This window comes from Candidatus Bathycorpusculum sp., from assembly GCF_009778815.1.
GTDB classification, from domain to species: domain Archaea; phylum Thermoproteota; class Bathyarchaeia; order Bathyarchaeales; family Bathycorpusculaceae; genus Bathycorpusculum; species Bathycorpusculum hydrogenotrophicum.
This window is the reverse complement of sequence record NZ_WRFL01000034.1, coordinates 1-25,293: the sequence shown is the minus strand read 5'-3', so window position 1 is coordinate 25,293 and position 25,293 is coordinate 1. Positions and strand designations below refer to the sequence as shown.

Below are 25,293 nucleotides of genomic sequence, written 5' to 3'. Positions count from 1 at the left end.
TCGTCGTGAGGGTGGTAGTGGTGGTCGCAGAGAGGGTGCGCCTCGTTTCCAGCGTCGTGAGTCCTCTCGTGATGGTGGTGGTGGTGAGCGTCAATCGTCCCAGGATCGTCCTCGTCGTGAGGGCGGTGAACGTTCTTCGTCCCAAAATAAACCTAATCGTGAAGGTTCACCCAAAGGCGACAACCGCAGACGCAAACAGTGGAGAGACAAACGTGGGAGTCAGAGTTAAGCCCAACGATAAATTTCCTGAAATCTATCAAATCCTCCTCGAAGACGGCGCTAAGCGGCTGGGCACAAAAAATCTCACGCCCGGCTTAGACGTCTACGGGGAACGCCTTATCAAAGTTAGACGGGTGGAATACCGGGTTTGGGATGCTTTCCGAAGTAAACTCGCTGGAGCCATTATAAAAGGGTTGCAAACTGTACCTATCGTATCGGGTTCAAAGGTGCTTTATTTGGGTGCTGCTTCAGGGACTACCCCTAGTCATGTTAGTGATATCGTTGGCGAATCTGGTCATGTTTACTGTATTGAATTTGCCCAGCGTAGCCTGCGTGATTTAGTTAACAATGTAGCGGCTTTCCGTGCAAACATCTCACCCATACTTGATGATGCTCGTATGCCTGAGCGCTATGCCATGTTTATCAGCGGTAAAGTTGATGTCGTCTACTGTGATGTTGCTCAACCCGAACAGGCAAAACTCTTAGCGGACAATGCCGATTATTTCCTCAAACCTCAAGGCTGGGTTATGCTTGCCTGTAAGTCCCAGAGCATCGATGTCACTATGTCACCTCAGGATGTCTATAAACAAGAAGCCCGTGTTCTGTGCAAACGTGGTTATAATGTCAAAGAAATTATCGACTTGGAACCCTACGATAAAGCTCACGCAATGATTGTGGCACAAAATCAGAATTGAGCTCAGTTGGGGTCCTTTGAATCTTTTTGGTGTGGGTCATCGAAAAGTTTGCAGTCCATATCGGTGCAAGAAGTGGTGTGGTTGTTTAAATGAGAAAGCTTTAATTAAATTACTTTACACTCAGATGGCTAAGACTGGCTACTTGGGTATTCAAGCAGAATAACCAAGTGTTAAATCAGGCAGTGTGCGGGATTCCCCAAGCCTGGTATGGGGCAGGCCTGCTAAGTCTGTGGTCGAAAGGCCGCGTGGGTTCGAATCCCACATCCCGCGCCATTCTATACTGACTATCTGTTATTGTATAAAGGCAATATTTTCATAAGGGTTTTTGTTATAGATATTGAGCGGGTACTTGGATGGGTTCCATGGGTTTGGATGATTTAGATATATGCTTACTTCGTTTATTGCAGGCTAACAGTCGAGTTTCTTTTGCTGATTTGAGTCGTGAGCTTGATGTTGCAGAAGCCACGGTTCGCTTTAGGGTTAAGCGTCTAGTAAGTGAGGGAGTTATTGCCAAATTTACTATAATGCTTGATCCAAATAAGGTGGGCCGAAGAGTTAGCGGGGCTATATTGTTAAAGATCGATCCTGCGCATCTTGATGGTGTATGTAAAACGATAGTAGAGTTTGTTGAGACGATGTATTTGTTCCAGTGTACTGGTGAGTATGATGTGGTTTCTGTGGTTGTGGCTCGGGATTTGGAGCATCTCAATGATTTGGTTAAGCGTGCAAAAGCTATTGTGGGTGTTAAGGATGCGCGTGTTTCTATTACGACACAATTTTTAAAGTTTGATCCGTTTGTTTCATTAAACCTCTGAGAATCGTTGCGGAATCCGCAACTTAATGGAACCATTCTACTTTTTCAGTAAGGTATATACGATAAGCAATTGCTACTGTGTAGTTAATCGTAGAAATCGATCAACCTATAAAGCCGCTCAGGTGATACCATCTGCAAAATCAAAAAACAAACACTCCTCAAACACAACCGCTAAAAATAACCCTTGACGAAATCGACAAACAAATCCTCCAAATACTCCAAGACGACTTCCCCATAGTTACTCAGCCATGGAAAGAAATCGGTCGTCGCCTAAGCATCCCTGAGCAAGAAGTCACTACACGCATAACCCGCCTCAAAGAAAACCGAGTGGTGCTAAGAATCGGACCAATTTTTGATTCAGCCAAAATCGGCCTAAACGCAAGCACCCTAGTGGCCCTGCGTGTGGATACCACCCGAGTCGACGAAGTGGCCCAAATCATAAACCAACACGACAACGTCTCACACAACTATCAACGTGACAACGAATACAACATATGGTTCACCCTCACAGCACAAAACGATCAAGAACTAAATCAAACCCTTGAACAGATTCGCCAAAAAATAGATGTACCCAAACAAGATGTCCTAAATCTACCCACTCGTCAACTCTTCAAAATCAATGTTCTTTTCCAATTAACTACTAAGACCTAGGGAAGCTTATGGATGAAATTGACTTAAAACTCTTAGCAGGCCTCAAAAAAGGTATACCCCTATCCCCTTCACCCTTCAACGATATAGCTCTGGAATTAAAAATTCCCGTCGAAGAAGTCATAAGCCGACTAAATCAACTCAAAGCAAACAAAGAAATCCGACGCTTTGGAGCTTCGATAAAACCCAACAGCATCGGCATATCCGCCAATGCCCTAGTAGCTTGGAAAGTACCCCAACAAAGCGTTCAAGAAATCGGCAAAGCGCTATCTGAAATCAAAGAAATTTCCCATTGTTATGAACGCACAACCGATAACCCCAGCTGGACCTATAACCTCTACACAGTACTGCACGCCCAAACCCGCGCAGAAATCGAGACAATGGTCCATGAATTTTCCTCTAAGTGGAATATAGAGTACAAGATGCTCTACAGTACACGAGACCTCAAACACTTATCAAAACCCAAGGAGAACCCCTAATGTTAAACGTTACTAAACTTTGGTGCAACCTTCCCGGATCTATGGATCACATACGATATGGTCCAACAACCCATAAAAAACCCATAGTGGTATGGAACACAACTAGACGATGCAACCTAAGCTGTGTCCACTGCTACTCAAAATCCGAAGATAAACCCTACCAAAACGAACTGACCACACAAGAAGCCAAAACCTTTGTAGAAGACCTGGCCAGCTTCAAAGTCCCAGTGTTGCTATTCTCAGGCGGTGAACCCCTGCTACGTCATGATCTCTTTGAAATCGCCACCTATGCTTCAAATTTAGGCATACGAACCGTTCTATCAACAAACGGCACCCTAATCACACCCGAAAAAGCACAAAAACTCAAAACCGCTGGTTTCTCCTACATTGGAGTTAGCCTAGACGGCGCAGAAGAAACAAACAACAAATTCCGCGGTAGCCCCACAGCCTTCCAACAAGCCATCACCGGTATAAGAAACTGTCTCCAAGCAGGCCTCAAACCCGGACTCCGCTTCACAGTCACCAACTATAACATACAGGATATCGATAAAATTTTTGATTTAATAGAAACCGAAAACATCCCCCGAGCCTGCTTCTACCACCTAGCCTATGTCGGCAGAGGCACCTCCATCGTAAACGACGACCTAACCCCCAAACAAACACGAGACTTTATGGACTACCTTCTCTCAAAAGTCGAAGCAAACCGCCAAAAAGCAAAAAACACAGAAATCCTAACCGTGGATAATCACACTGATGCCGCATATCTCTACCTAAAACTCAACCAAAAAAACCCCCAACAAGCCCAAGAAGTACTAAACCTTCTAAAAATAAACGGCGGCAACAGTAGCGGCAAAGGCATAGCCTGCGTAGACTTCAATGGAAATGTACATCCGGACCAATTCTGGCAACACCACAGCATAGGCAACATCAGAGAACAAAAATTCAGCACCCTCTGGGCCGAAACACAAGACCCCCTGCTCATAGCACTCAGAAATCGCACTTCTCATCTAAAAGGAAAATGCGCCCAATGCCAATTCCTCAACATCTGCAACGGCAACCTCAGAGTAAGAGCTGAGGCCGTCTATGACGATGTCTGGGCGCCAGATCCTGCATGCTATCTCACCGATGAAGAAACAACCGTCAAGTAGGCAACCCAAACATGGCAACCAAAAACTCCACTGATCTCACACCCAAAGTAGTGGCGTGGGAATCAACCCGCGCATGCAACTATGCCTGTTCACACTGCCGAGCAACAGCCCAAAAACACCCCGACCCCACCCAACTCACAACACACGAAGCCCTCAACATGGTTGACCAAATTGCTGCAATTTGCACCCCCGTTTTTATAATAAGCGGCGGCGATCCCCTGCAGCGAACTGACATTTTTGAGGTTGCCACATATGCATCTAAACTTGGTTTTCGCGTAGTTATGTCCCCCAGCGGTAGCGACATGTCCCATGAGACTTTTGAAAAAATGAAACAAGCCGGCATATGCATGATCTCACTTAGTCTCGATGGAGCAACCACCGCCATACACGACAACTTTCGAAATGTACCCGGCGCATTTGACTTAGTCTTAAAAAACATCACCCTGGCAAAAGCTCACAGCGTTCCCTTTAGAATTAACACAACCATAACTCAGCATAACTACCAAACCATAACTGCCATCCACAAAACAGCAGTTGAGCAGGGTGCGGTGGAATGGGACGCATTTATGCTCGTACCCACCGGTCGAGGAAAAATCGACATGGAGATAACCCCCCATCAATACGAAGAAACCCTGCAAACAATCTACCAACTCAGTCTGGTCTCACCCATTCCAGTTAAAGTGACCTGCGCCCCTCAATACACCCGAATAGTTGCTCAGCAAGCTAAAGAAAAACCCGTAAGAGGCGGAAGAGGCTGTATGGCTGGTAACGGCTTTTGTTTCATTTCCCACACAGGTGATGTTTTTGGCTGCGGCTTTCTCCCCTTGTGCGCCGGTTCAATTAGACAACAAAGCTTCCAAGAAATCTACCAACAATCCCCCCTATTTGTAGAACTAAGAAACCACCGGTTGCTAAAGGGAAAATGTGGTACATGCCCCTACAGTGGAGTGTGTGGCGGTTGTCGGGCCAGAGCATTTTCAACCAAAAAAGATTATTTCGAAGAAGAACCTTACTGTATTTTTAAATTTTAACCCTTTTTTTGGCTGTTTATTTGTCTTTTTTTGGCACGTTTAATGCTGTTTAAGTCCTTTATTTCCGCTTGTTTGTTTCTCAAAACGTTAATAGAATTGTCTTGCTGAATATCTACAGACAAGGATGGATAGACACTAACATGAGCGGCTCACATAAAAATAGCAAAATAATTACGATAGGGCTGATTCAAACATCAGTATCTGATGATATAGCGGAAAATATGACAAAAATAATGCAAAAAATTGAGGAAGCCGCGCATAGGGGCGCCCAAATCATCTGTCTGCAAGAACTCTACCGCACAAGATATTTTCCCCAAAAAGAACACGTGGATGCTGTACCCCTAGCTGAGACCATCCCAGGACCTTCTACTGAGGCCTTTAGTAAATTAGCAAAAAAACACGGCGTCGTAATTATTGCCCCTCTGTTTGAGGAAGGCTCTGATGCAAAATTCTACAACACTGCCGTCGTAATCGATGTTGATGGTCAAATCTTGGGTACTTATCGTAAAATACACATACCCCATGACCCCTACTTCTATGAAAAAGACTACTTTACCCAAGGCAAAGCGCCCTACAAAGTCTTTGATACGGCATTTGCAAAAATCGGCGTGCTTATCTGTTATGATCAATGGTTCCCCGAAGCTGCACGTATTAACACACTGGCCGGGGCTGACATCATCTTTTACCCCACAGCTATTGGTTATATAAAAGATCACACCTCAGATGACGGGAATTGGCATGACGCTTGGCGCACCGTACAACGTGCCCATGCCATAACAAACGGTGTCCACATAGTTGCAGTGAACCGTATTGGCGAAGAGGGTGAACTTGAGTTCTGGGGCGGAAGTTTTGTCTGTGACTCCTTTGGAACCATTCTTGCCGAAGCGTCAACAGATAGAGAAGACATCATAGTTACACAGCTTGATCTAGCTAAAAACAAAAAGGTCCAGGAAGGCTGGGGATTTCTGCAAAACCGCCGCCCCGACACCTACCAGCCGCTTATCGAAAACGTACAAACCTCAACTGGTCGATGTGGCGCTAAAACTTGCCAAGCTCAAGGGTTTATGATGCCGGCTGAGTGGGATCATCATGATGCAATTTGGCTATCTTGGCCCTATGATCCCCTAACCTTTCCCGATCGGGTCGAGCGGGTTGAGCAAACCTACGTTGAAATAGTTAAAGAAATCCACACAAGCGAAGAAGTCAACCTCTTTGTCATTGATGAATCTACCAAAAGCAAAGTTACAGAGATGTTTAAACAAGCTGGTATAAACCTCGATTTGGTGCATATCCATGTTTCTGATTATGCCGATGTTTGGTTCCGCGACTACGGTCCCATATTTGTCTGCAACCCCCAACATGAACTGGCGATGGTTCATTGGGACTTTAACAGCTGGGGTGAAAAATATGAAACCCTTCTGCGAGACAAACAAATCCCCGATGTGATTAACAAAAAATTAGGTTTGCCTTGCTTTAAACCCGGTATTGTATTAGAAGGCGGCTCCATAGATGTCAACGGCAAAGGCACTCTGTTAACATCTGAGCAATGTCTGCTAAATAGTAACCGTAACCCCACCCTTAACAAACAAAACATCGAAACCTACCTCTCAGAATACCTAGGGGTACACAACTTTATCTGGCTAAAACGAGGCATCCTAGGCGATGACACCGATGGACACATCGACGACTTGGCACGATTTGTTAACCCCACAACTATTGTCTGTGCCTACACCGAAGACCCAAACGACGAAGACTATGAAGTATTGCAGGAAAACTATGAAATTCTCTCCCAAGCACTCGACCAAGACGGCAAAAAACTCCAAATCATCAAACTACCCATGCCCCGACTCATGAGCGACGAAGACTACCGCCTGCCCGCAAGCTACACCAACTTTTACATCGGCAACACAAAAGTGCTAGTCCCCATCTTTAACCACACAAACGACAAAAAAGCCATAGAAATCCTCCAAGAACTATTCCCCACACGAAAAGTGGTAGGCATATTCTGTGGTGATCTAGTCTATGGCTTTGGCACCATCCACTGCATCAGCCAACAACAACCCTCCCATCATCCTAACCACAATCCATAATCTCTCAACAAACCCAAAACATACCGCACAACAAATAGCAACACACAATTCCAAGCGCCTAACCGCTGTTGTCTTCTCTTTTCTTAGCAGTTTACAGCAAATTTCCTCCACAAAAATGAAATTATCCCTACGCATCAGGTGTTGATTTGTTGTCAGTTTGGCTTTTTTTCGTTAGGTTTAAACGTTCCAGCGGATTATAGGTGAAACATTACTTGGGTATAAGGGAAGGGTATGGTTAATCAGCAGCCAAATCGTATGCGGGGCGTTAAGGTGCTCAAAGCAGTTTCGTCACCGCTTAGGTTGCAAATTCTCAATTTACTCTTTGATAGTACCGCGCTTTCTTACAGCGAGCTTATGAATCAACTCAAGATGAATCCCAGTCGAGACGCAGGCCGATTTGCCTACCATCTCAAATTCCTACTCAAAGCCGGGTTGGTGGAGGCTGATGTGGAAGCCAAAAAATATTATCTAACTGATTTGGGCAAGATGGTGCTTGATGTCGCAGATCGGGTGGAGAAAAAAGCAGTAAAACCCCGCGGTATGTTGGTTCGCACTTCGCATCTAACAGTTGAAGAGTTTGATGCTAACAAAATTGCCAATTCACTCATAAAAGAAGCCAAAGTCCCCCCAGAGCTGGCTCAAAAAGCCGCTAAAGAAGCCGAGAAGCGGCTCATCAAATCAAAAACAAAGTACCTCACAGCTTCACTTATCCGCGAAGTAGTTAACGGTATTCTTGTTGAGAAAGGCTATGAAGATTACCGTCACAAACTCACCCGCGTCGGCATGCCCATTCACGAAGTTACAATGCTCATTGAATCCCGCGATGTCGCCTCTGACTGCGCTGTTGCTATAAGCACAGCCGGACAAACCGTGATAGGCGAATACACTCTGCTAAACATCTTTCCCCGCGACATCGCCGATGCCCACCTCTCAGGCGCTATTCACATTGATGGATTGGGCACCTGGGTGCTCAAACCAAATGAAGTTATCCATGACCTCCGCTACTTCTATCGACATGGCATCAAACTCGACGACCCAAAACAAGCTCCCATGCAGCCCCCAAGCGACTTTAAAGCCGCCCTATACACCGCCTTTAATGTTATGTTGCATGCCCAAAAAGAAACCAACGCTACCCAGACATATAACAACTTTAACCTCACCCTTGCACCATTTGTCCGCGGCATCGAAGAACCCCAACTCAAAGAAACCCTGCGTCTATTCATCTTAAACCTCAATCAACACATCAATGCCACATTAGAACTAGAATTATCCACAACCTGCCAAATGATAGAAAAAGACGCCATAGGCGCAGATGGTAAACAAACAGGCAAATACCACAACTATCAAACCGAGAGCCGCCTGATTGCATCGCTTCTGCTTGATATATTCTTAGAAGAAAGCGCCCAAAAACCCCTCCTAAACCCCCAACTCATCATAAAACTCAACACTAACACCTTTAACAACGAAAACCTACCCCTCATCCAAAAAGCCCACGAATTAGTCGCCAAAAACGGCTTGATATACTTTGCCAACACTTCCCAAAAAGAAAACCAAAACGCCGCCTTTACCTCATCGGGCGTAAAATTCACCACAGACTTAACCGGAGACTGGGAAACCGACACCCTGCGCACAGGTTGCTTGGGCTTAGTCGCAATTAATCTACCCCGAATCGCTATAGAATCCAAAAAAGACGCCAATACATTTATGGAACTTTTGCGCGAACGCTTCGAATTAGCCGCCCGAGCCTTAACGATCAAAAATAATGCTCTAAAACAATTCGGCAAAAGCAACCTGCCCTTTTTGCTACAAAAAGCAGAAGGCGACAATTATTTCCGCCTAGAAAACTGCAACCGTCTCATCAATCTTGTAGGCTTCTGGGAAGCAATCGAAACCGTTACCGAAAAAAGCCCCAACACACCCGAGAGCCAAGCCTTTGCCAAAGAAATCATAGACTCTACTTTAGCGTTTAAGCAAAAACTGACCAAAAAATATGGTCGACGCCTCTACCCAGTATTGATAGGCAACCATAAAGCTGCCGAGCGTCTAGCTCAACTCGATGTTGAGCGCTTCGGTGTTGCAAAAGTCAAATTCTCTGGAACACGAGACAACCCCTATTATTCATCCCTTAATCGCATTCCCATAAAAGCCGCTCAGACACTATCTGCCCCTGTGGATACCCTAGAGTCAACACAGTTACTTCGGGGATTGAGCGGCGGTGGCAGTCTTGACCTATATGAATTAGAAGATGCTGAATTTCAAGCATCCGATCTTCTTGATTTAACCAAAGGTGTAATTGATACTCAAACTAGTGCCTTCTTTACCTACAATCGTACCCTTAGTTTCTGTGGTAACTGTAAAAAAACCTATTACCGAACACTCCATAAATGTCCCGTATGTAACTCCACAAGTACCCTTACAACCTTTGACCGTTTCATATCGACCTGAGTTTATGGGTTTGTGCCCAAAACCAGTGAGAGTAACCCCATTCGAACAACAATTCCATTCCAGACTTGCTCAAAATAGCGTGCCTGCGGGGTCGCATCAACTTCGGGTGCAATTTCATCCACCCGCGGCAGGGGATGGAGTATTATTAGGTCCTCTTTGGCATTGGCAAGCGTTTTTAGGTCTATACGATATGCACCTTTGACTTTGGCGTATTCAGCGGCATCGGGGAAGCGTTCTTTTTGGATACGTGTCACATAGAGGACATCAATTTGAGAAATTATCTTTTCTATATTGGTCTCTTCGGTGACAGGAATTTTATCTTTAATGGTTATCAGCATGTCTTTACGCATGCACAACATCTCAGGCGAGACCAAATAGAGTTCAACATTGTAGAGTGCCAATGCATAAGCCAGTGAATGCACCGTTCGGCCATAACGTAGATCTCCAACAATTGCAATCTTTAGTCCATCAATTCGTCCCTTCTCCTTACGTATAGTGTAGAGATCAATGAGTGCCTGCGTAGGATGTTCCTCTGCACCTGTACCTGCATTGATAATGGGAACTTTACTAAACTCTGCGGCCAGTTTTGCTGAACCCTCCAAGCGGTGCCTAAGTACAATTACATCAGCATAATTTTCAACAGTACGTATTGTATCGACAAGGTTTTCACCTTTCCGTGTAGATGAAAGATCCGGTTCGGCAAAACCGATATAGTTGCCACCAAGTTTTAGCATAGCCGTCTCAAAACTCAGCCTTGTGCGCGTACTAGGCTCAAAGAACAGTGTCGCTAAAATCTTGCCTCTGAGAATATTTGAGCCAACTCTAGCCAGAGGCTCCATGGATTTACTAACATCAAGGATATGGTTGATTTCCTGTTGACTGAAATCTTCAATTGAGCTTATATCTCTGCCCTTGAACTCCAAATGAGCCACCAAACAAGAAAGCCTAAAACAGCTAAATAACATTAACTATACATTTAATGTTGGCGTTTATTTAGTTAATTTCATAAAAACTTGTTATAATTGAATATTTATGTATGAATCAATGTGAATATTTGCAATATGTGCCAAAAATCGAGACAGCAAAAAGGTGCAGTACATCGCTTTTTGTTGCTTATTGTTTGTTGTTGTAGATGAAGGGTTAAGTCAGCTGGGTAGGCGTGAAAGGGAAGGGGAAGGGAAGAAACGCCTAACCAGCTGCTCCAATGAAAGTATAGCACAGATTGTGTATCTGTGCTATACTCCACTTTCCCCTTCTACAAACACTAATGGTGTGATTTGATTTAATGCTAAGTGTACGAACAAACTGTCCAATTATTAGACAAGTAAAATGGCCTTCATCCCGCTATTCAATCCTAGTGCGGTATGTTAAAAGATTTACTTTTGGCGCGTAAAAATCCGTGATATGCTCCTTCTGCAAGTGTCAATGTGTTTAGCGCGGTAACGTTGTGATCGTTCCCCAGATAGATGCCTAATAAAGTTGTTTTGGCCGGTGGAGTAGACCCTGAGTCCCCATAATCCACCATTTCATTAACTGCAAACATGGTATACCCAAATCACTCCACTACTTGAAACAGCTTTTTAGCTGTTAATGGGGTGTTTGTAGGTTGCTTGTGTGATAATTTGTCTGTTTTAGTCGTTAATGGAAACGCTGTTTGTGGGGCAGTATAGTGTTGTTTCGTTTACAAGGTTTGTTTCTTTACATGCCATTCTGGGACTGTGGACATTGTTGTCTAAGAACTCTGCTTGTGCTGTATAGTTGTCGACGGTGTGTCCTGATTTGAGTTTTGCTTTGCCTTTAAATGTGTATGGAACTTTGAGTTTGGTGTCTTATGATCATTGTAACGTGTACTTCGGTGTGTGGCTTTACGGGTACTTTGACAGTGTCTTTTAGGCGTAGGCCTTCGGTAAATGTTATGTCTTCCATATAGTCGTAGTGTCCTACGATGTCTATACGTCCGTCATCGAGGACTTTGGGGATGCCGGTTTTGTAGGTTGATGTGAATGCGGTTTTTACATCGTCTTTTCTGGTCCATCTGTGTGCGATTGTTAGGTTTTTGTCGTATTCTATTAGGTATTCTATGGTGTTGTCTGTGTCGTTTTTTAGTGTGCGTTCTAATAGGGTGATGTTGGTCCGTTTTATTTTTGCTTGTGCAAGGTGGTATTCTATATTTGTTGTGTTGGTGATTTTTTCTATGGGGCTGGTGTTGCCTCCTGATTCCCAGATTTGTTTGCCGGGTTCAGATGAATTGGGGTATAGATGCATAGGTTTCCATCGTTGTGGAGGTGGAGCCAATATCTGTCTGCTTTTTTTATTTGGCTACTTTTTGAAATCCATATTTCTTTGCCGCGTTCGGGGTGACTGGGGTAGATACATAGTTCGCCATTGTCATGGAGACAAATGCAGTGGGTGTGTTCTTCTGTTGGTTTGCTTGAGAACCATTTCTATTTCTGTTCCTTTGCCTGCATAAACAAAGAATCTGCCGTTGTCTTGTAGTATGGTTCTATAAACGCCGTTTTCTGATGTTAGCCAGTTTCCGTTATCGTATATGATGTTGGTGCCCATGTTTGTATCTGAGCATAACCGTGGACCTATGTTTTTACCCATGTTAGGTGCGGCCTTTTGTGGTAGCGATTTAACGTATATCTCATTTAGGAATAATAATTATATCTTTATGTATTTGGTGCTGCAACTATGTTTATCAATTAATACTTATTAATTCATAAAATCATGTAGCTCAACATTCCATCCCTCTTATGCGAACCTTAAAAATCGATATTTCTCCAGAAACACTTGCCTTATTTCCATTATCAGTGAATGCGTTCACTCAACAAATCTGTTGCCACGCTTCTTAGTGCCTTAGTGCGCAACTATGCATTTAAGTGTCATCTGCATCCCACTTTATAAGCAGTGAACCGCCATGCCCTACGATAAAGAAGAACTTGAAAAATTCCGCCTCTCCGGGCGCATTCTAAGGGAAACACGCGAAGAAATGAGAGGACAGATCAAAGAAAACATCCCCCTTCTCGAAGTTTGTGAAAAAACTGAGGCCCTTATCCGTAATAAAGGCGGTAAACCCGCTTTTCCAGTTAACGTGAGCATAAATGAAGTTGCAGCACACTACACTGCCCCACCCGGAGAAACAGCCACCATTCCGGAGGGTTCAACTGTCAAAGTGGACATAGGTGTGCAGATTGATGGCTATGTAACTGACACTGCTTTTACTGTTGCGTTTAGTCCTGAGGGACGAAGCATGATTGTTGCTGCGGAGCTTGCACTCAAAACAATCACAGACAATATCCATGGGGGTATGGAACTGAGCAAAATCGGCAGTTTAGCCGAGACCACAATTAAAAACCGAGGGTTTAAACCCATCAGCAATCTAACCGGTCATAGTGTTGGCCGATATCTCATTCATGCTGGCACATCAATTCCCAGTGTATCTGGCTATAATCCCAACAAGGTTCACACAGGCGAGGTTTATGCGGTTGAACCTTTCGTAACTTTGCCTGATGCCATCGCCAGGGTGGATGATTATCCTCAGTATACGATTTACCGTTTTCTTAAAGCTAAATCCCTAAAAACTGACTCTGCCAAAAAACTAGTCAAGTATATCGAAAGTAATTTTCACACTTTACCCTTTGCCGAACGTTGGATAACGGGTGTCCTTCCCAAAGAAACCTCTAAAGTAGCATTCAAAGAATTACTTTCATCTAAATCGATTATGGCCTACCCTGTATTTATTGAAGCAAGCCGAAAACCTGTCGCTCAAGCTGAACATACAATGTTAATAAAAGAGGATGGGTGTGAAGTTTTAACCTAGCCACTTATACGGCATAGGTTTTTTCTTTTTCTCTGATTTCTTTATAGGCGGCTGTTATCATCTGTCTGCCGTTGCATTTGGGGCAGGTTACATCAAGTTCTTTGAAGACATAGTCGCCGCGTTGGAATTCGCGGATAGTTTTGTTGTTGCATCCTTTATTTTGGCATTCGATGATCGTCATGACTTTGGGGATTTCAAGTTTCACTTCTGCGGCTTGTTTTCTTGATTGGTGGATTAGAAACCCTGCGATGGCTAAGGCAATTAACCCTATTCCTGCCAGCATGATGGCGGCTAATTGGTTGTCTGAGCCTCCTTCGATGAAGGTTTGAACCGCTAAGAACAACGCCACTACCGCCAGAGCTACCACGATGAGGATTATAAGCATCAGGTAGCTAGAGATTTTATTGTTTGTAGTTTTGGTTTGAGTTTGGCTTGTCATGTTGTTTCCCTCTATTGTCCTACTCCGATGGAGTTTCCGACACCGACGATTAAGACTGTGTCGCCTTCTTTGGTGCGTTCTTTTACCATATCTCTGACGCGTTCTATGACTTTGTCTGCGGCGTCGTTAATTTCTTTGCGCATGGGTGATACTGCATCGCCAATGTCTTCTTTGACGATGATGGCATAGTTACGGATTTTGTACTTGGTTATTTTTTCTTCTATTTTGAATGCATCTACGCCCGGTCCGCCTATGGCTGAACCGATGCCTTCGGAGACTTCACCGACCATTTCACCTTCTAGTTTGAGTCCTGCATCAATCATGATGAGACAAGCGAGTTTGCCTTGTTGTTCTTCGATGACTGCTTCGATGGCATCACCTGGCTTGCCAACGTTTCCTCCGGGGCCTTCGGCTTTTAGTACCAGTGCGGTGCGGCCTTCAAAGGGAACGGTTGCGACTACGCAGTCTTTGGGCACTTTGCGGACTTCCTGGCCGTACATGAGCTTAGATGCAATAAGGGGTCCGATGCTGTCTCCTATGGGTTGACCATACGCGAATGCTTTGAGTGCGCTTGCGTATGCTTCGGCTTCTTTCATAACCATGGGCAGGATCATTTGGAGTTGCATGATTACATAGAGGCTCATGGTTTTTCTGCCTTGGATGTAGTAGTGTCGAACGACTTTGTAGATGTAGTTTAGTGCCATGGCTGCTTCGAGTGTGTTTTCGAGGTTGTTGATTTGTACTTCGTCGTTTATTACTTGAGGTGCTAAGAGTCTGACTTCTTCTTTTAGTCGGTCGTCTCTTACATCTAGAATGTGGTCGAGTTTGTAGACTATGCCTTGGGGATCCATGCCCTGTGGGCCGATGGTGAAATAATCCAGGCAACGGTCAACTCGTGCTGAGGGGTCTGTTGTCGGTTTACCGATTTCATTTATTGTATCGAGAGCAATCTTTCTACCTTCATCTTTTGTAATTCGGAGTTTATGGAGTGAATTTTCGACTTCTCTGATCATTATATACATCTGAAGTTTTTGACCATAGAAAATGAATCCTATAAAAAATACATACAGCACTAAATTGAACACTTGAAATATAGTAGAGTCGCTTCCTGGAATTAAGCTCACGTTATATACACCACTTCTCCAAAAAATATTCTACCTGGGTTATAAAGCTATGCTAAATTCGAGAAAGAGTTAATAAAAAGGTTGCCAGCTTTCCCAAGTTCACGTGGCCTAAGACCACACTACAGTTGGGAACGGAACGCGGTTTAACTTCTGAGTTCGGTATGGGATCAGGTGGAACCCGTGCCCTATGACCGGCAGACCTACTTCTACTGTAACAGACTCTCTTATAAGTTTTTTTATTTTTACAGAATTTTTTAGCAAAAAAACCCCAAATCACGCCTAGAAAACTAACAAACACCTCACCCATAACAAAAAAGAAATAAGCCCACACCAACACCAATACCCTCATAGGTGATTTACATATCTGCAAAAAACCCGATAAATCTCTCATTATGTACCCGTCTACTCCACCCCATGCATACCGTCTTGGTCTCATGCACCGGAAACACAAATAAACCCAACATAATCACACTCGCCTGGGCAATGCCCACCTCCGCAAACCCGCCGCTCCTAGCCATCAGCATAGCACCCACCCGCCACTCCCACACACTCATAGAGGAATCCGGCGAATTCACCGTAAACATACCCACCCTAGAAACCCTCCAAGCAGTATATGCCTGCGGATCACTAACGGGGAGAAGTTTTGATAAATTCAAAAAAACCAATCTCACCCCTCTGCCCAGCAAAAAAATAAAAGCTCCCGCAATCCGCGAATGCATCGCCCATCTCGAATGCGAAGTCGACGGCCAATTCACAACAGGTGACCACACCCTATTCATAGGCAAAATCGTCGAAGCCTACGCGGATATGGGTGTCTTTAATGAAAGTGGCTATGACCTCAAAAAAGCTCACTTACTCTATCATGGCGGCGGAAACAATTTTACTGTACTAGATCCCAAAATCTACAAAGCCTAACAAATCCTCTCTATTCACACTTTTTCTTTTTTATGGTCTGACACATTCGGCTTTAGGTCTATAGGGACGTTTTGTAACTCTTCTGCGGTGATGATATTCACATTCGTTAACCCGCGTCAGCATCCAACTCTTGTCTTGATAGATGCACCCACAAGGTAGCTTGACCTCTTTTGCAGCATCAGCATCTTGACCTTTGTTTTTTGCTTCTGACATCATTATCTACGATTTCATATGTGTCTCAGCGTATTAACTTAACCCTTTAATTTTTCTAAAAAATAATTGATGTGATGCTTTGGTCGTTGCTGTGATGATGTTGACTGCAATTAGTTTGCAGATGCAAAGGACTAAACAAAGGGGTGCCTTAACTAGCAAATAGTTAAGGGCTCTGTTGATGTGGCGGGTTGTTATGTGTTGCTTAATTAGAGTCGAAATTTGCGTCCTTTGTTTGTGTCGGTGCCAAATTCCTTTGCCAGTTGCTCGAGCAGTGCCTTTTGGTTAGCTGTGAGTTTTTGAGGGACTGCAATGCCAACTCGTACCAACAAGTCTCCTCGACCATAGCCGCGGAACCTTGGCATCCCTTTTCCTCGCAGTGTTATAACCTCTCCGACTTGTATTCCTGCATGGATCTTAATTGTTGTGGGGCCATCAAGGGTGGGCACAGAAATTTCTGCGCCCAGTGCGGCTTGTGGATATGAGATCATAGTTATGTGCCAGAGGTCGTCGCCTTCCCGGACAAACTGTGGATGTTGTTTGAGATGAACGATGACATAGAGGTCTCCAGATTCGCCACCGCTGGTGGTCATTTCACCCTCGCCTCGGAGGCGTAGTTGGAAGCCTTCGTCTATGCCTGGTGGAATTTTAACGGTGATTTTTCGGCGTTTACGCATCAAACCTGAACCGTGGCAGCTGTTGCAGGGTGTTTCGATGAGTTTACCTCTGCCTTTGCATGTGGGACAAGCTGTGACTTGCATGTAGGTGGCAAACCCTACTTTGTGCATGTTTTGAACTCTGCCTGATCCGTTGCATTGCGGACAGGTTTTAACCTGTGTGCCGGGTCGTGCACCTGAGCCGTTGCAGACGTCGCATTGTTCGGTTCTTGGAATTTCAACTTCACGCTCAGTGCCTTTTGCGGCTTCTTCTAAGGTGATTTCTAGGTCAAATGCGAGGTCTTGGCCTCGGCGGCGTCCGTCATATCCGTTGCTAAATCCTCCGCCAAAAATTGTGCGGAAAAAATCGCCAAAGCCCATGTCGCGAAATATGGTGTCAAAATCTGCGCCCCGGAAGATGTCTTCTGAGGTGTATCTTTGGTCAAAGCCTGCATGGCCGAGGTTGTCGTATTGCGTTCGTTTTTGGTCGTCTGAGAGAACTGCGTATGCTTCGCTGATTTCTTTGAATTTATCCTCCGCTCCTGCTTCTTTGTTTCTATCTGGGTGGTATTGGAGGGCGAGTTTTCTGTAAGCGTTTTTAATTTCATCTTTGGGTGCGCTTTTTTGAACGCCTAGAACCTCATAGTAATCTCTTTTTTCTGGCATGCAACCTTACCGTGAGTGTGTTTTTTTTGACTTTCATAGAATGGTTTGGACTTGGATTTAAGTTCTTCCTTTTGTGAGTGGTATTTTTTTGGGTTTGATTATCTGGGGTTTGGTGTGTTTAATTAAAATGGGGTTTGGAAGGTTTTTGAATTGATTTATGGTTGTTTGTTTTTGTTTGTTTGGGTTGTTTTTTTGTGTTTATTTGTAGTTGACGTGGTGGTGATTGTTGGGGGTTGTTTTGTTGTTTGCTTGGTGTTGGTTATTGTGGTTTGTTTGTGGTTGTGTGTGGGTTTTGGGGTTTGGAGGGGTATTTGTTGTTGTTTGTTGTTGTTTTTTGGTGATAATGTTTATATGATTGACTGTGCAGATGTGCAGTTGGTGAAATGGTGCATATGTGCACATTCGCTCGGTGAATCAAAATGCGCAGAAGCATAACCATAACCCCCGAAAACGACAAAAAAATCCTGCTAACAAAAGGCCGGTTCCTAACAGGAGATGCCCCCCTAGACATCGACTACACAACCATGGTCAACATCTTCCTTGAACTCGGACACAAAGTCATGACAGCCGCCTGGACCGAAATCACAAACCCCAACGTCATCATCGACAAAAACGATATAGTTGAAACATTCAAAAAATACGCCTTTAACAACGAACTAAAAGAAGACGCCGTCGGCGACCAAGTAACCGAAATCATATTCAAAAAACTCATCGAACAAGCCCACATAGCCGAACAACAACAGTTGCCACAAAAAGAACAATCCCCCGCCTTGCCTCCCCAACAAACCGAATCTGACACTGGAAAAACACAAAAATACGTCACATAACACCAAACTAGAGGTTAAACCATGACAGAAAACAAAGAAAAAAAGAAACAACCACAAACAACAAAAGACAACGAAAAAGACCTCCAAAAACTCTTAGAAACAGAAAAACAACGAAGCCAAGAATACCTCAACAAACTACACTATCTCCAAGCCGACTTTGAAAACCAAAAAAAACGCTTCGAACGCGAAGCGGAGAGTATAAAAAAATACTGCACCGAACGCATAATCACCGAACTCCTCGATGTCCTCGACGAATTAGACTTAGCAGTTAAAGCCGCTAAGACCACACAAGATCAACAAACAGCTCTGGTCGATGGAGTCGAGATGACCCAAAAAAAACTCAGAAAAGTCCTCGAACAAGAAGGGGTCGCACAAATACCGTGCACACAAGGCACAGTTTTTGACCCCGCATGTCACAACGCCATCGCAGTAGAAGAACGCGAAGACGCAGAAGCATGCCTCATCCTCGAAGAAATCCGAAAAGGTTACAAAATCAAAGATAAAGTGCTGCGACCCAGCATCGTAAAAGTAACAAAACCAAAATAACAAAAAAATAATAGGAGAAAAAAATATGAGCACCCAAAAAAATACTCAAAAAGTCCTAGGTATCGACCTAGGAACAACCAACTCAGCCGCAGCCATCTACGAGGGCGGACACGCAACAGTCATCCCAAGCGCTGAAGGCCCAACAATGGCCGGCAAAATGTTCCCCTCAGTAGTCGCCTTCACAAAAGACGGCCAACTCTTAGTAGGTGAACCCGCAAAACGCCAAGCAACAACCAACCCCGAAGGCACCCTATTTGAAATCAAACGCAAAATGGGCAGCAACTACAAAGCCAACATCTATGGAAAAGAATACACCCCCCAACAAATATCAGCCTTTGTGTTGCAGAAAAACAAAAAAGACGCTGAAACCTACCTAGGCGGTACCGTCAACAAAGCAGTAATCACCGTACCCGCCCACTTTGATGACAACCAACGCCAAGCAACCAAAGACGCAGGCGAAATCGCCGGCTTTGAAGTCATGCGTATCATAAACGAACCCACCGCCGCATGCCTCGCATATGGCATCGACAAACTCGAACACGAAATGAAAATCCTCGTCTTTAGCTTCGGCGGCGGAACCCACGACGTAACCCTTATGGACTTTGGCAAAGGAGTCTTCCAAGTCCTAAGCACAAGCGGCGACACCCAACTCGGCGGAACCGATGTCGACAAAGCAATCATGGACTACATCCTAGAAGAATTCAAACGCCAAACAGGCGCAAACATCGCAAACGACCGCATGGCTATGTCCCGACTAAAAGACGCCGCAGAAAAAGCCAAAATCGAACTATCCACCCTAATGAGCACAGACATCGACCTCCCCTTTATCACCTCAGACGCCTCAGGACCCAAACACCTCCACCTCACCCTAACAAGAACAAAACTCGAATCACTCGCCCAACCCATCGTAGAAAAAACCAAACCCACCCTGCTAAAAGCACTCGAAGACGCCAAACTCACCCCCCAACAAGTAGACAAAATCATCCTAATCGGCGGCATGACCCGTATGCCCCTTGTCCAACGATTCGTAGAACAAATCCTAGGCAAAGCACCCGAACGCGGCATCGACCCCATGGAATCTGTCGCCATCGGCGCAGCCATCCAAGCAGGTGTCGTCACAGGCGAAGTCACCGACCTGCTCCTGCTCGACGTCACACCCCTGTCACTGGGTGTTGAAACCATGGGCGGAGTCATGACCAAAGTGCTCGACAAAAACACCACCATACCCACCAAACGCAGCCAAGTCTTTAGCACCGCCGCAGACTTCCAAACCGCAGTAACCATCCACGTACTCCAAGGCGAACGCGCCATGTCCGTTGACAACGTCTCATTGGGACAATTCAACCTCGTAGACCTACCACCCGCACCCAGAGGCATCCCCCAAATAGAAGTAACCTTTGACATAGACGCAAACGGTATCCTAAACGTAACCGCCAAAGACATAGGCACAGGCAAACAATCAAAAATAACCATCACAGCCTCCACCAAACTCTCCAAAGAAGAAAAAGAACGTCTCATCCGCGAAGCCGACCAATTCGCCGACCAAGACCGTAAAAAGAAAGAAGAAGCCGAAACACGCAACACAGCCGACAGTCTCATCTACACAGCAGAACGCACCAAAAACGACCTAGCAGGAAAAATCAGTCCCGAAGAAACAACCAAAATCGACACATCAGTCACAGACCTCAAAAACGCACTAGCAAGCAACGATATGACCCAAGCAAAAGCAAAAACCGACGAACTCCAAAAAATACTACAAGACATCGGAACCAAAGTCTATCAACAAGCCGCCGCAGAAGCCGCCAAACAACAACAAGCCCAAACAGGATCCCAACCCGGTGCAGGGCCTCAACCATCCCCATCCAGCGGACCCGAACAGGGCCCCTCAGGCGAGCATGTGGTCGACGCAGAGGACTACAAAGTAAAGTAGCAAAAAATATACCTTTCTTTTTTTATTTTACCTCTTTTTAATTAATGATCTGACTTAGCAAGCAACTAATTAATCAACCAGCTATCTCTGAAAAAATACCACCGAACCCTAAACTGTTGCATCGGTTGGTATATTTTTCAGAATTCATTCTAAGCTTTATTGGTTAAAAGGCACTCAGAAATACAACGGTTTCTAAACTTGCTACAATTGTATTGTAATTTCAAAAAGCCTTACAATTTTCAAGGATAAAAGCAACTTGGTTAGTGCTCGAAGATACAGTGTTTACCTGGCTGTCTAACAACTGAATACTTTGTTCTTGTACTTGGCATTAAATCAAACCAACATCAATAACTATTTGTGATAGGCAATGCATGACCAAAAGCTGAACAATCCCCTAGAGTTAACTACTGCCAATTGTGTTTGCTTATTGTGCTGGAGTAAACTACATATCCATTTAGAACACTGTTCTTATGGGGGTATGGTATGAAAAAAATATTTAACGTATTCATATTTTCCCTATTAGCCTGTACATTGGTTTTTGCAGGTATCGCTTGTATAGATGTGGTGCAAGCCGCGTCTAAGCCGTCTGTTCCACAATTCAGTTTAAAATTTGTATCCCATCCCTATGATGTTGACCCAACATACACAACAAACCCCTACACAGGAGAAACTATAATTAACTATCCAGGTTACCATGTAAAAAATAAATCCATAGAAGTTACGATAAAAAATCAGCCGTTCTCACCTTATAAAACCTCCGATAATAACTATGTTGCTTTGTGCTACAACATTAGCGTAAAACCACACTATAGCGACGATTGGGCATATTATCCTAGAATGTATAGTCAAATTCCATTAACAGCATCAAAAGGCGACTATACCATTACAGCGTTCGGTTCAGATATACGCCTTTTTGAAGAAGGCAACGAAATAAAATCCGAATCACAGTATAGCTTCAACATAAATCTCCCTGACAGTGGCCAACTTGATTTTCGTGTAGAAGCCCTAATAGGATACTACACCAGTGCAAGAGATTACTTGCCGGTCCCTGGCGGACCATACTACACGTATACTTTCTTTGGCGAATCAAGCGGTTGGAGCAACATACAAACAATAACTCTTAGTGCGGAGCCGACTGCAACAAACACACCACCCCCTTCATCAACTACTGCCATTGGGGCCTCTCAAAATTCCACAACTCCCATTGATCAACCAGATACTCCGTCAGATAGCTTGTTCGATCTTAGCTGGGAACAGACAACTATAATCCTCCTAACAACCATAATTGTCGTATTAGTGGTTGCATTAGTGCTTTCCCAAAGAAGAGTTGCAAAACAATCAATGCATTCACCCAGCTCCTCAGTTCCACATAACATTCAAACCATATTACTCTGCCTAAATTGATCAGCACATACTTAACTGTACATTTTTGTGTTCTACTCACTCAACTCCTGACAGCTAACTGATAAATTAGAACAAGACTGACATCTAATAGGAACTTTGATGGTGTTAACTGTTAAATACAGTGTTAAACCAATACACAACAAAGAGGAGACATAGATTTGACAAACGCTGGTCCTTTACTTATCGTTCCTTGGCGTTGCACATTTGCCTGTAACAGTAGTTGTGCTCACTGTGTTTCAGCAGGTAAACCTGCCGCTAAAGATGAAGTCGATACAAAAACTGCATTTCATATAGTTGACAAAGTCAGCGAGTTCAGTGCCAGCTTCTTTGGTATCACCGGGGGCGAACCATTTTTGCGAGAAGACCTCTTTGAAGTGCTTGACTACGCAACAACCAAGGGCCTAAACACCAGTATAATAACCGACGGACGTCTCCTCACCGAAGAAATTATCCAAAAAATCATCAAAAACAAAACAAAAATATCGATAAGCATAGATGGCGGACCCCAAACCAACGATGTCATACGCGGTGAAGGCGCCTACAAAGCCGCCGCTAAAGCCATAGAACGGTTCCAGCATGAAGGGCTACTCAACGTGCTGGTTTACACCTTTGCCAATAGAGGCAACATCACAAACGTTAACGAAGCAGATATGACCCATGTATTAGACCTTGCCAACAAATTCGGTGCCCGCTGGGTTGTCTTCCATGGCATGATCCCCTACAGCAACAGCCCAGACTGCCTCAAAGCCGACCCCACTCCAGCGCAGTACGAATGGGCATGCAACAAACTCTATGACCTAACCCAACAATACCAAGATAAACCCAGCATAAACGTCTACATCCCCTTCTACGCAAGAATCGCCAAACAACGCGGTCTGCCCGACTTTGAGAAATGGTACAACAGCTTCTTTTTGGGCCGATGCTTCTTTGGCCGATTTATGAGCATTGCCGAAAACGGTGACATCATTCCCTGTAGCTACAACGATGCCTACCGCACCGGAAACATCAAAAACACCAGCTTAAAACAAATCTGGGAGGACATGCAAAACAGTGATTTCTTCAGCAAAGCCAAAGACAAAACCAACATCAAGGGCAAATGCGGCGTTTGTGACTACAAAGACCTCTGTGGAGGATGCCGCTCAGCCGCACTGTTCTACACCGGAGACCTTTTAGGCTCAGACCCAAGATGCGGCTATATACCACCCGCGCTTCGAAACAAACCAACACAAACAACCCCCTAACGCTTCTCTACCAACGAAACTAACCCTGAAAACTTTTGATGTATGCTGACTAATGTTCTCTGAACTGTCAAACACGCGCTGTATCTAAACCGTTACTTCTTAGGCTCTTAATCACACTGCTTTTATACTGTTTTTGACTGCTAACCTATCAAGCCACTGAGGAATAAACATGACCGTTCATCTTTTGCCTTGGGATAAGAGCCGTAACTTGTTTGAGCAAGCAAACCGCCTCTACGACGAGGCTGCAACATTTGACTGTATTGAAGAAGGCGACTTAGTTGCCGTTAAACTACACGTGGGTGAACTGGGAAACCCCAACTATGTCCAGCCCTGCTTTATCCATGAAATTACCCGCAGAATAAAAGAACGCGGTGGTAAACCCTTCCTCACAGACTCAAACACCTACTACATAGCACAACGTCACAATGCCGTTGATCACATGCAAACTGCATTGATAAACGGTTTCAACCTCGCACCCTTTATCGTCGCTGATGGTTTAAAAAGTGAAAACTTTACCCTCATTAAAACCAAAGGTATTCTAGATGAAATCGAGGTCTCAGGTGCCATAGTCCAAGCCGATGCAATGATAGTTGTCAGCCACTGCAAAGGCCATGAACTAAGTGGTTTTGGTGGTTCCATCAAAAACCTCGGTATGGGTTGTACACCCCGCATAGGTAAACTCCGCCAACATCGCGCCATCGGACTCGAAATAGATACTTCAAAATGCATAGGTTGCCGCAAATGCATAGATGTTTGCGCTTTTCATCTCCCAGACATCATAGAGGGCAAAGCACACAACACCTCCAAAGACTGCATGCGTTGTCCTGTATGCATCGCGGCTTGCCCAACACAGGCTATTCACTACCTAAATAAAGGCAATCTGTGTAAAGCCCTTGCCTCGGCTGCTTATGGAGTTCTTTCAACGTTTAAGCCCAAAAAAGTTTCCTACATAAACTTTGCCAAAGATATCGCCGAGGGTTGTGACTGTCTGCCAAACCCCGGTCCAGACATATTTCATGATGTGGGTATATTCGCGTCGGATTCACCTGTCTCTATAGATGCCGCATTTCTAAACGCAGTGAATTATAAGATTTTCAATCAAGCCTCTGAGGTGGATTGTATGGTGCAGGTGCAGGAAGCTATCGCGCTGGGTATAGCTGGCGAGGTTAAGCCTAAAATAGAGTGCCTCAACTGACAGTTACTTGTTGCACCTTTTTTCTTTTATTTTTCTTTATCAAAAAATGAACTTGCTTTAGGAAATTATGTAATCTGTTTCCTCTTGTGTGGTTAGTGAATTGGAAATATTTTCTGGAATAATCCGTGAGATGCAGGTTTAATGATTGATTATGTGGTTGTATTTGTTGTTCTAAGGGCAATAGGAACTTGTTTGATAATTTTAAGTTTGGTGGGGCCGGCCGGATTTGAACCGACGACCTTTGCCCAAGAATCGCGCTAATCGATTCTCTACGGGTTTCTCTATGACCGCTCCAGAGATTCGTCATTCTCCTTGCGGAGTCAGCAAACCCGTGTGTGTTTGCTTCTGGAGCCCATCGTCATACCTGTCTAGACTACGACCCCACCGCGTCTAGCTGAACCATAAAGTGAGCGGGCATCAATAAAAATATTTACGCTACTTAAGCGCTACTTAATATGATTTTTATTGAATATTGCTCTAAAAATTACAAAAAAGAGAAAAGTGTTCGAGTGACCTGAGTGAAACGTAGGGTGTTCCTATTCTCGGTTAGGTTTGATTTTTGTGGAACGTTAAAAAAGAGTTGATTTAAGGGAATTGGTTGAAATGTTGATTTCACGAATAATTCTTTTCGAGAGTGTTCACTTATAGATAATTTTATGTGATGCTGTACATATATCGCCAAACAAGGTTAGTTCGTATGGTGCATTGCAAAAAATGTTTGTCTGAAAAAGTCGCCAAGGGCGGGTTT

The 25,293-nt window shown here is 44.4% G+C and carries 22 protein-coding genes, 2 tRNA genes, 1 rRNA gene and 1 pseudogene; 18 read left to right on the top strand and 8 right to left on the bottom strand.

The genetic code is table 11. From position 1 onward, the window contains the following. The 10 genes and pseudogenes from FWF39_RS07620 to nrdD all read left to right on the top strand — a co-directional run. Nucleotides 1-229 (top strand): annotated as a pseudogene (locus FWF39_RS07620) (pseudouridylate synthase); the annotation flags it as partial. Continuing rightward, nucleotides 213-914: a fibrillarin-like rRNA/tRNA 2'-O-methyltransferase gene (locus FWF39_RS07615; RefSeq protein ID WP_343382841.1), complete on the top strand. Its 702-nt coding sequence runs from the start codon at nucleotides 213-215 to the stop codon at nucleotides 912-914. The pseudogene FWF39_RS07620 and the gene FWF39_RS07615, both read left to right, overlap by 17 nt. A gap of 186 nt (nucleotides 915-1,100) precedes the next feature. Beyond that, nucleotides 1,101-1,187: transfer RNA gene (locus FWF39_RS07610), tRNA-Ser, on the top strand. A gap of 80 nt (nucleotides 1,188-1,267) precedes the next feature. Further along, the gene (locus FWF39_RS07605; RefSeq protein WP_343382840.1) at nucleotides 1,268-1,729 is read left to right on the top strand and encodes an Lrp/AsnC family transcriptional regulator; all 462 of its coding nucleotides are present in this window, start codon (nucleotides 1,268-1,270) and stop codon (nucleotides 1,727-1,729) included. A gap of 326 nt (nucleotides 1,730-2,055) precedes the next feature. Continuing rightward, the gene (locus FWF39_RS07600; protein WP_343382839.1) at nucleotides 2,056-2,379 is read left to right on the top strand and encodes a hypothetical protein; all 324 of its coding nucleotides are present in this window, start codon (nucleotides 2,056-2,058) and stop codon (nucleotides 2,377-2,379) included. A gap of 8 nt (nucleotides 2,380-2,387) precedes the next feature. Next, on the top strand, nucleotides 2,388-2,855 hold the full coding sequence (locus tag FWF39_RS07595; RefSeq protein WP_343382838.1) for an Lrp/AsnC family transcriptional regulator: 468 nt from the start codon (nucleotides 2,388-2,390) through the stop codon (nucleotides 2,853-2,855). After that, entirely contained in the window at nucleotides 2,855-4,003 is a 1,149-nt protein-coding gene (locus FWF39_RS07590) for a radical SAM protein (RefSeq protein WP_343382837.1), read from the top strand. Before FWF39_RS07595 ends, FWF39_RS07590 begins: the two co-directional genes overlap by 1 nt. Before the next feature lie 11 nt (nucleotides 4,004-4,014). Then, nucleotides 4,015-5,034, top strand: a complete 1,020-nt coding sequence (locus tag FWF39_RS07585; protein ID WP_343382836.1) for a radical SAM protein — start codon at nucleotides 4,015-4,017, stop codon at nucleotides 5,032-5,034. Nucleotides 5,035-5,174: 140 nt separating this feature from the next. After that, a complete protein-coding gene (locus tag FWF39_RS07580; protein ID WP_343382835.1) occupies nucleotides 5,175-7,124 on the top strand; it encodes an agmatine deiminase family protein in 1,950 nt (649 codons plus the stop codon). 231 nt (nucleotides 7,125-7,355) lie between these two features. After that, on the top strand, nucleotides 7,356-9,569 hold the full coding sequence (gene nrdD / locus FWF39_RS07575; protein WP_343382834.1) for an anaerobic ribonucleoside-triphosphate reductase: 2,214 nt from the start codon (nucleotides 7,356-7,358) through the stop codon (nucleotides 9,567-9,569). A 2-nt stretch (nucleotides 9,570-9,571) separates the two neighbouring features. Here nrdD and pyrB read toward each other — a convergent pair whose 3' ends face one another. From pyrB to FWF39_RS07560, 3 genes are all read right to left on the bottom strand, one after another. Continuing rightward, nucleotides 9,572-10,492, bottom strand: coding sequence for an aspartate carbamoyltransferase (gene pyrB, locus FWF39_RS07570; protein WP_343382833.1), 921 nt, complete (start codon nucleotides 10,490-10,492; stop codon nucleotides 9,572-9,574). A gap of 874 nt (nucleotides 10,493-11,366) precedes the next feature. Then, nucleotides 11,367-11,864 (bottom strand): hypothetical protein, encoded by a 498-nt coding sequence (locus tag FWF39_RS07565; RefSeq protein WP_343382832.1) that lies wholly within the window; start codon nucleotides 11,862-11,864, stop codon nucleotides 11,367-11,369. A 93-nt stretch (nucleotides 11,865-11,957) separates the two neighbouring features. Continuing rightward, entirely contained in the window at nucleotides 11,958-12,176 is a 219-nt protein-coding gene (locus tag FWF39_RS07560) for a hypothetical protein (protein WP_343382831.1), read from the bottom strand. Nucleotides 12,177-12,489: 313 nt separating this feature from the next. Between FWF39_RS07560 and map the strand changes: the two genes are divergently transcribed. Beyond that, a complete protein-coding gene (gene map / locus FWF39_RS07555) occupies nucleotides 12,490-13,392 on the top strand; it encodes a type II methionyl aminopeptidase (protein ID WP_343382830.1) in 903 nt (300 codons plus the stop codon). A gap of 4 nt (nucleotides 13,393-13,396) precedes the next feature. Here the strand turns inward: map and FWF39_RS07550 are convergent, their stop codons facing one another. The 3 genes from FWF39_RS07550 to rrf form a co-directional block, all read right to left on the bottom strand. After that, on the bottom strand, nucleotides 13,397-13,831 hold the full coding sequence (locus FWF39_RS07550; RefSeq protein WP_343382829.1) for a hypothetical protein: 435 nt from the start codon (nucleotides 13,829-13,831) through the stop codon (nucleotides 13,397-13,399). Between the two features lie 11 nt (nucleotides 13,832-13,842). Further along, nucleotides 13,843-14,904, bottom strand: a complete 1,062-nt coding sequence (locus FWF39_RS07545; protein WP_343382842.1) for a DUF1512 domain-containing protein — start codon at nucleotides 14,902-14,904, stop codon at nucleotides 13,843-13,845. Between the two features lie 130 nt (nucleotides 14,905-15,034). Continuing rightward, nucleotides 15,035-15,154 (bottom strand): 5S ribosomal RNA (rrf, locus tag FWF39_RS07540). 227 nt (nucleotides 15,155-15,381) lie between these two features. Between rrf and FWF39_RS07535 the strand changes: the two genes are divergently transcribed. Beyond that, nucleotides 15,382-15,870 carry a flavin reductase family protein gene (locus FWF39_RS07535; RefSeq protein ID WP_343382828.1) on the top strand — a complete coding sequence of 163 codons (489 nt, stop codon included), beginning with the start codon at nucleotides 15,382-15,384 and terminating at the stop codon, nucleotides 15,868-15,870. A 419-nt stretch (nucleotides 15,871-16,289) separates the two neighbouring features. Here FWF39_RS07535 and dnaJ read toward each other — a convergent pair whose 3' ends face one another. Next, nucleotides 16,290-17,402, bottom strand: a complete 1,113-nt coding sequence (dnaJ, locus tag FWF39_RS07530) for a molecular chaperone DnaJ (RefSeq protein ID WP_343382827.1) — start codon at nucleotides 17,400-17,402, stop codon at nucleotides 16,290-16,292. A 419-nt stretch (nucleotides 17,403-17,821) separates the two neighbouring features. On the opposite strand from dnaJ, the gene FWF39_RS07525 reads away from it, so the two are divergent. The 6 genes from FWF39_RS07525 (at nucleotide 17,822) to FWF39_RS07500 (ending at nucleotide 24,545) form a co-directional block, all read left to right on the top strand. Beyond that, nucleotides 17,822-18,229: a hypothetical protein gene (locus tag FWF39_RS07525; RefSeq protein ID WP_343382826.1), complete on the top strand. Its 408-nt coding sequence runs from the start codon at nucleotides 17,822-17,824 to the stop codon at nucleotides 18,227-18,229. 21 nt (nucleotides 18,230-18,250) lie between these two features. Next, nucleotides 18,251-18,775 carry a nucleotide exchange factor GrpE gene (locus FWF39_RS07520; protein WP_343382825.1) on the top strand — a complete coding sequence of 175 codons (525 nt, stop codon included), beginning with the start codon at nucleotides 18,251-18,253 and terminating at the stop codon, nucleotides 18,773-18,775. A gap of 25 nt (nucleotides 18,776-18,800) precedes the next feature. Beyond that, nucleotides 18,801-20,705: a molecular chaperone DnaK gene (gene dnaK, locus FWF39_RS07515; RefSeq protein WP_343382824.1), complete on the top strand. Its 1,905-nt coding sequence runs from the start codon at nucleotides 18,801-18,803 to the stop codon at nucleotides 20,703-20,705. Between the two features lie 483 nt (nucleotides 20,706-21,188). Continuing rightward, nucleotides 21,189-22,109: a hypothetical protein gene (locus FWF39_RS07510; RefSeq protein ID WP_343382823.1), complete on the top strand. Its 921-nt coding sequence runs from the start codon at nucleotides 21,189-21,191 to the stop codon at nucleotides 22,107-22,109. A gap of 158 nt (nucleotides 22,110-22,267) precedes the next feature. Further along, complete coding sequence (locus FWF39_RS07505) at nucleotides 22,268-23,350, top strand: radical SAM protein (RefSeq protein WP_343382822.1); 1,083 nt, start codon at nucleotides 22,268-22,270, stop codon at nucleotides 23,348-23,350. 169 nt (nucleotides 23,351-23,519) lie between these two features. Continuing rightward, a complete protein-coding gene (locus tag FWF39_RS07500) occupies nucleotides 23,520-24,545 on the top strand; it encodes a DUF362 domain-containing protein (protein WP_343382821.1) in 1,026 nt (341 codons plus the stop codon). A gap of 208 nt (nucleotides 24,546-24,753) precedes the next feature. Here the strand turns inward: FWF39_RS07500 and FWF39_RS07495 are convergent. Then, nucleotides 24,754-24,928 (bottom strand) — tRNA-Trp (locus FWF39_RS07495). Nucleotides 24,929-25,293 lie beyond the last annotated feature (365 nt).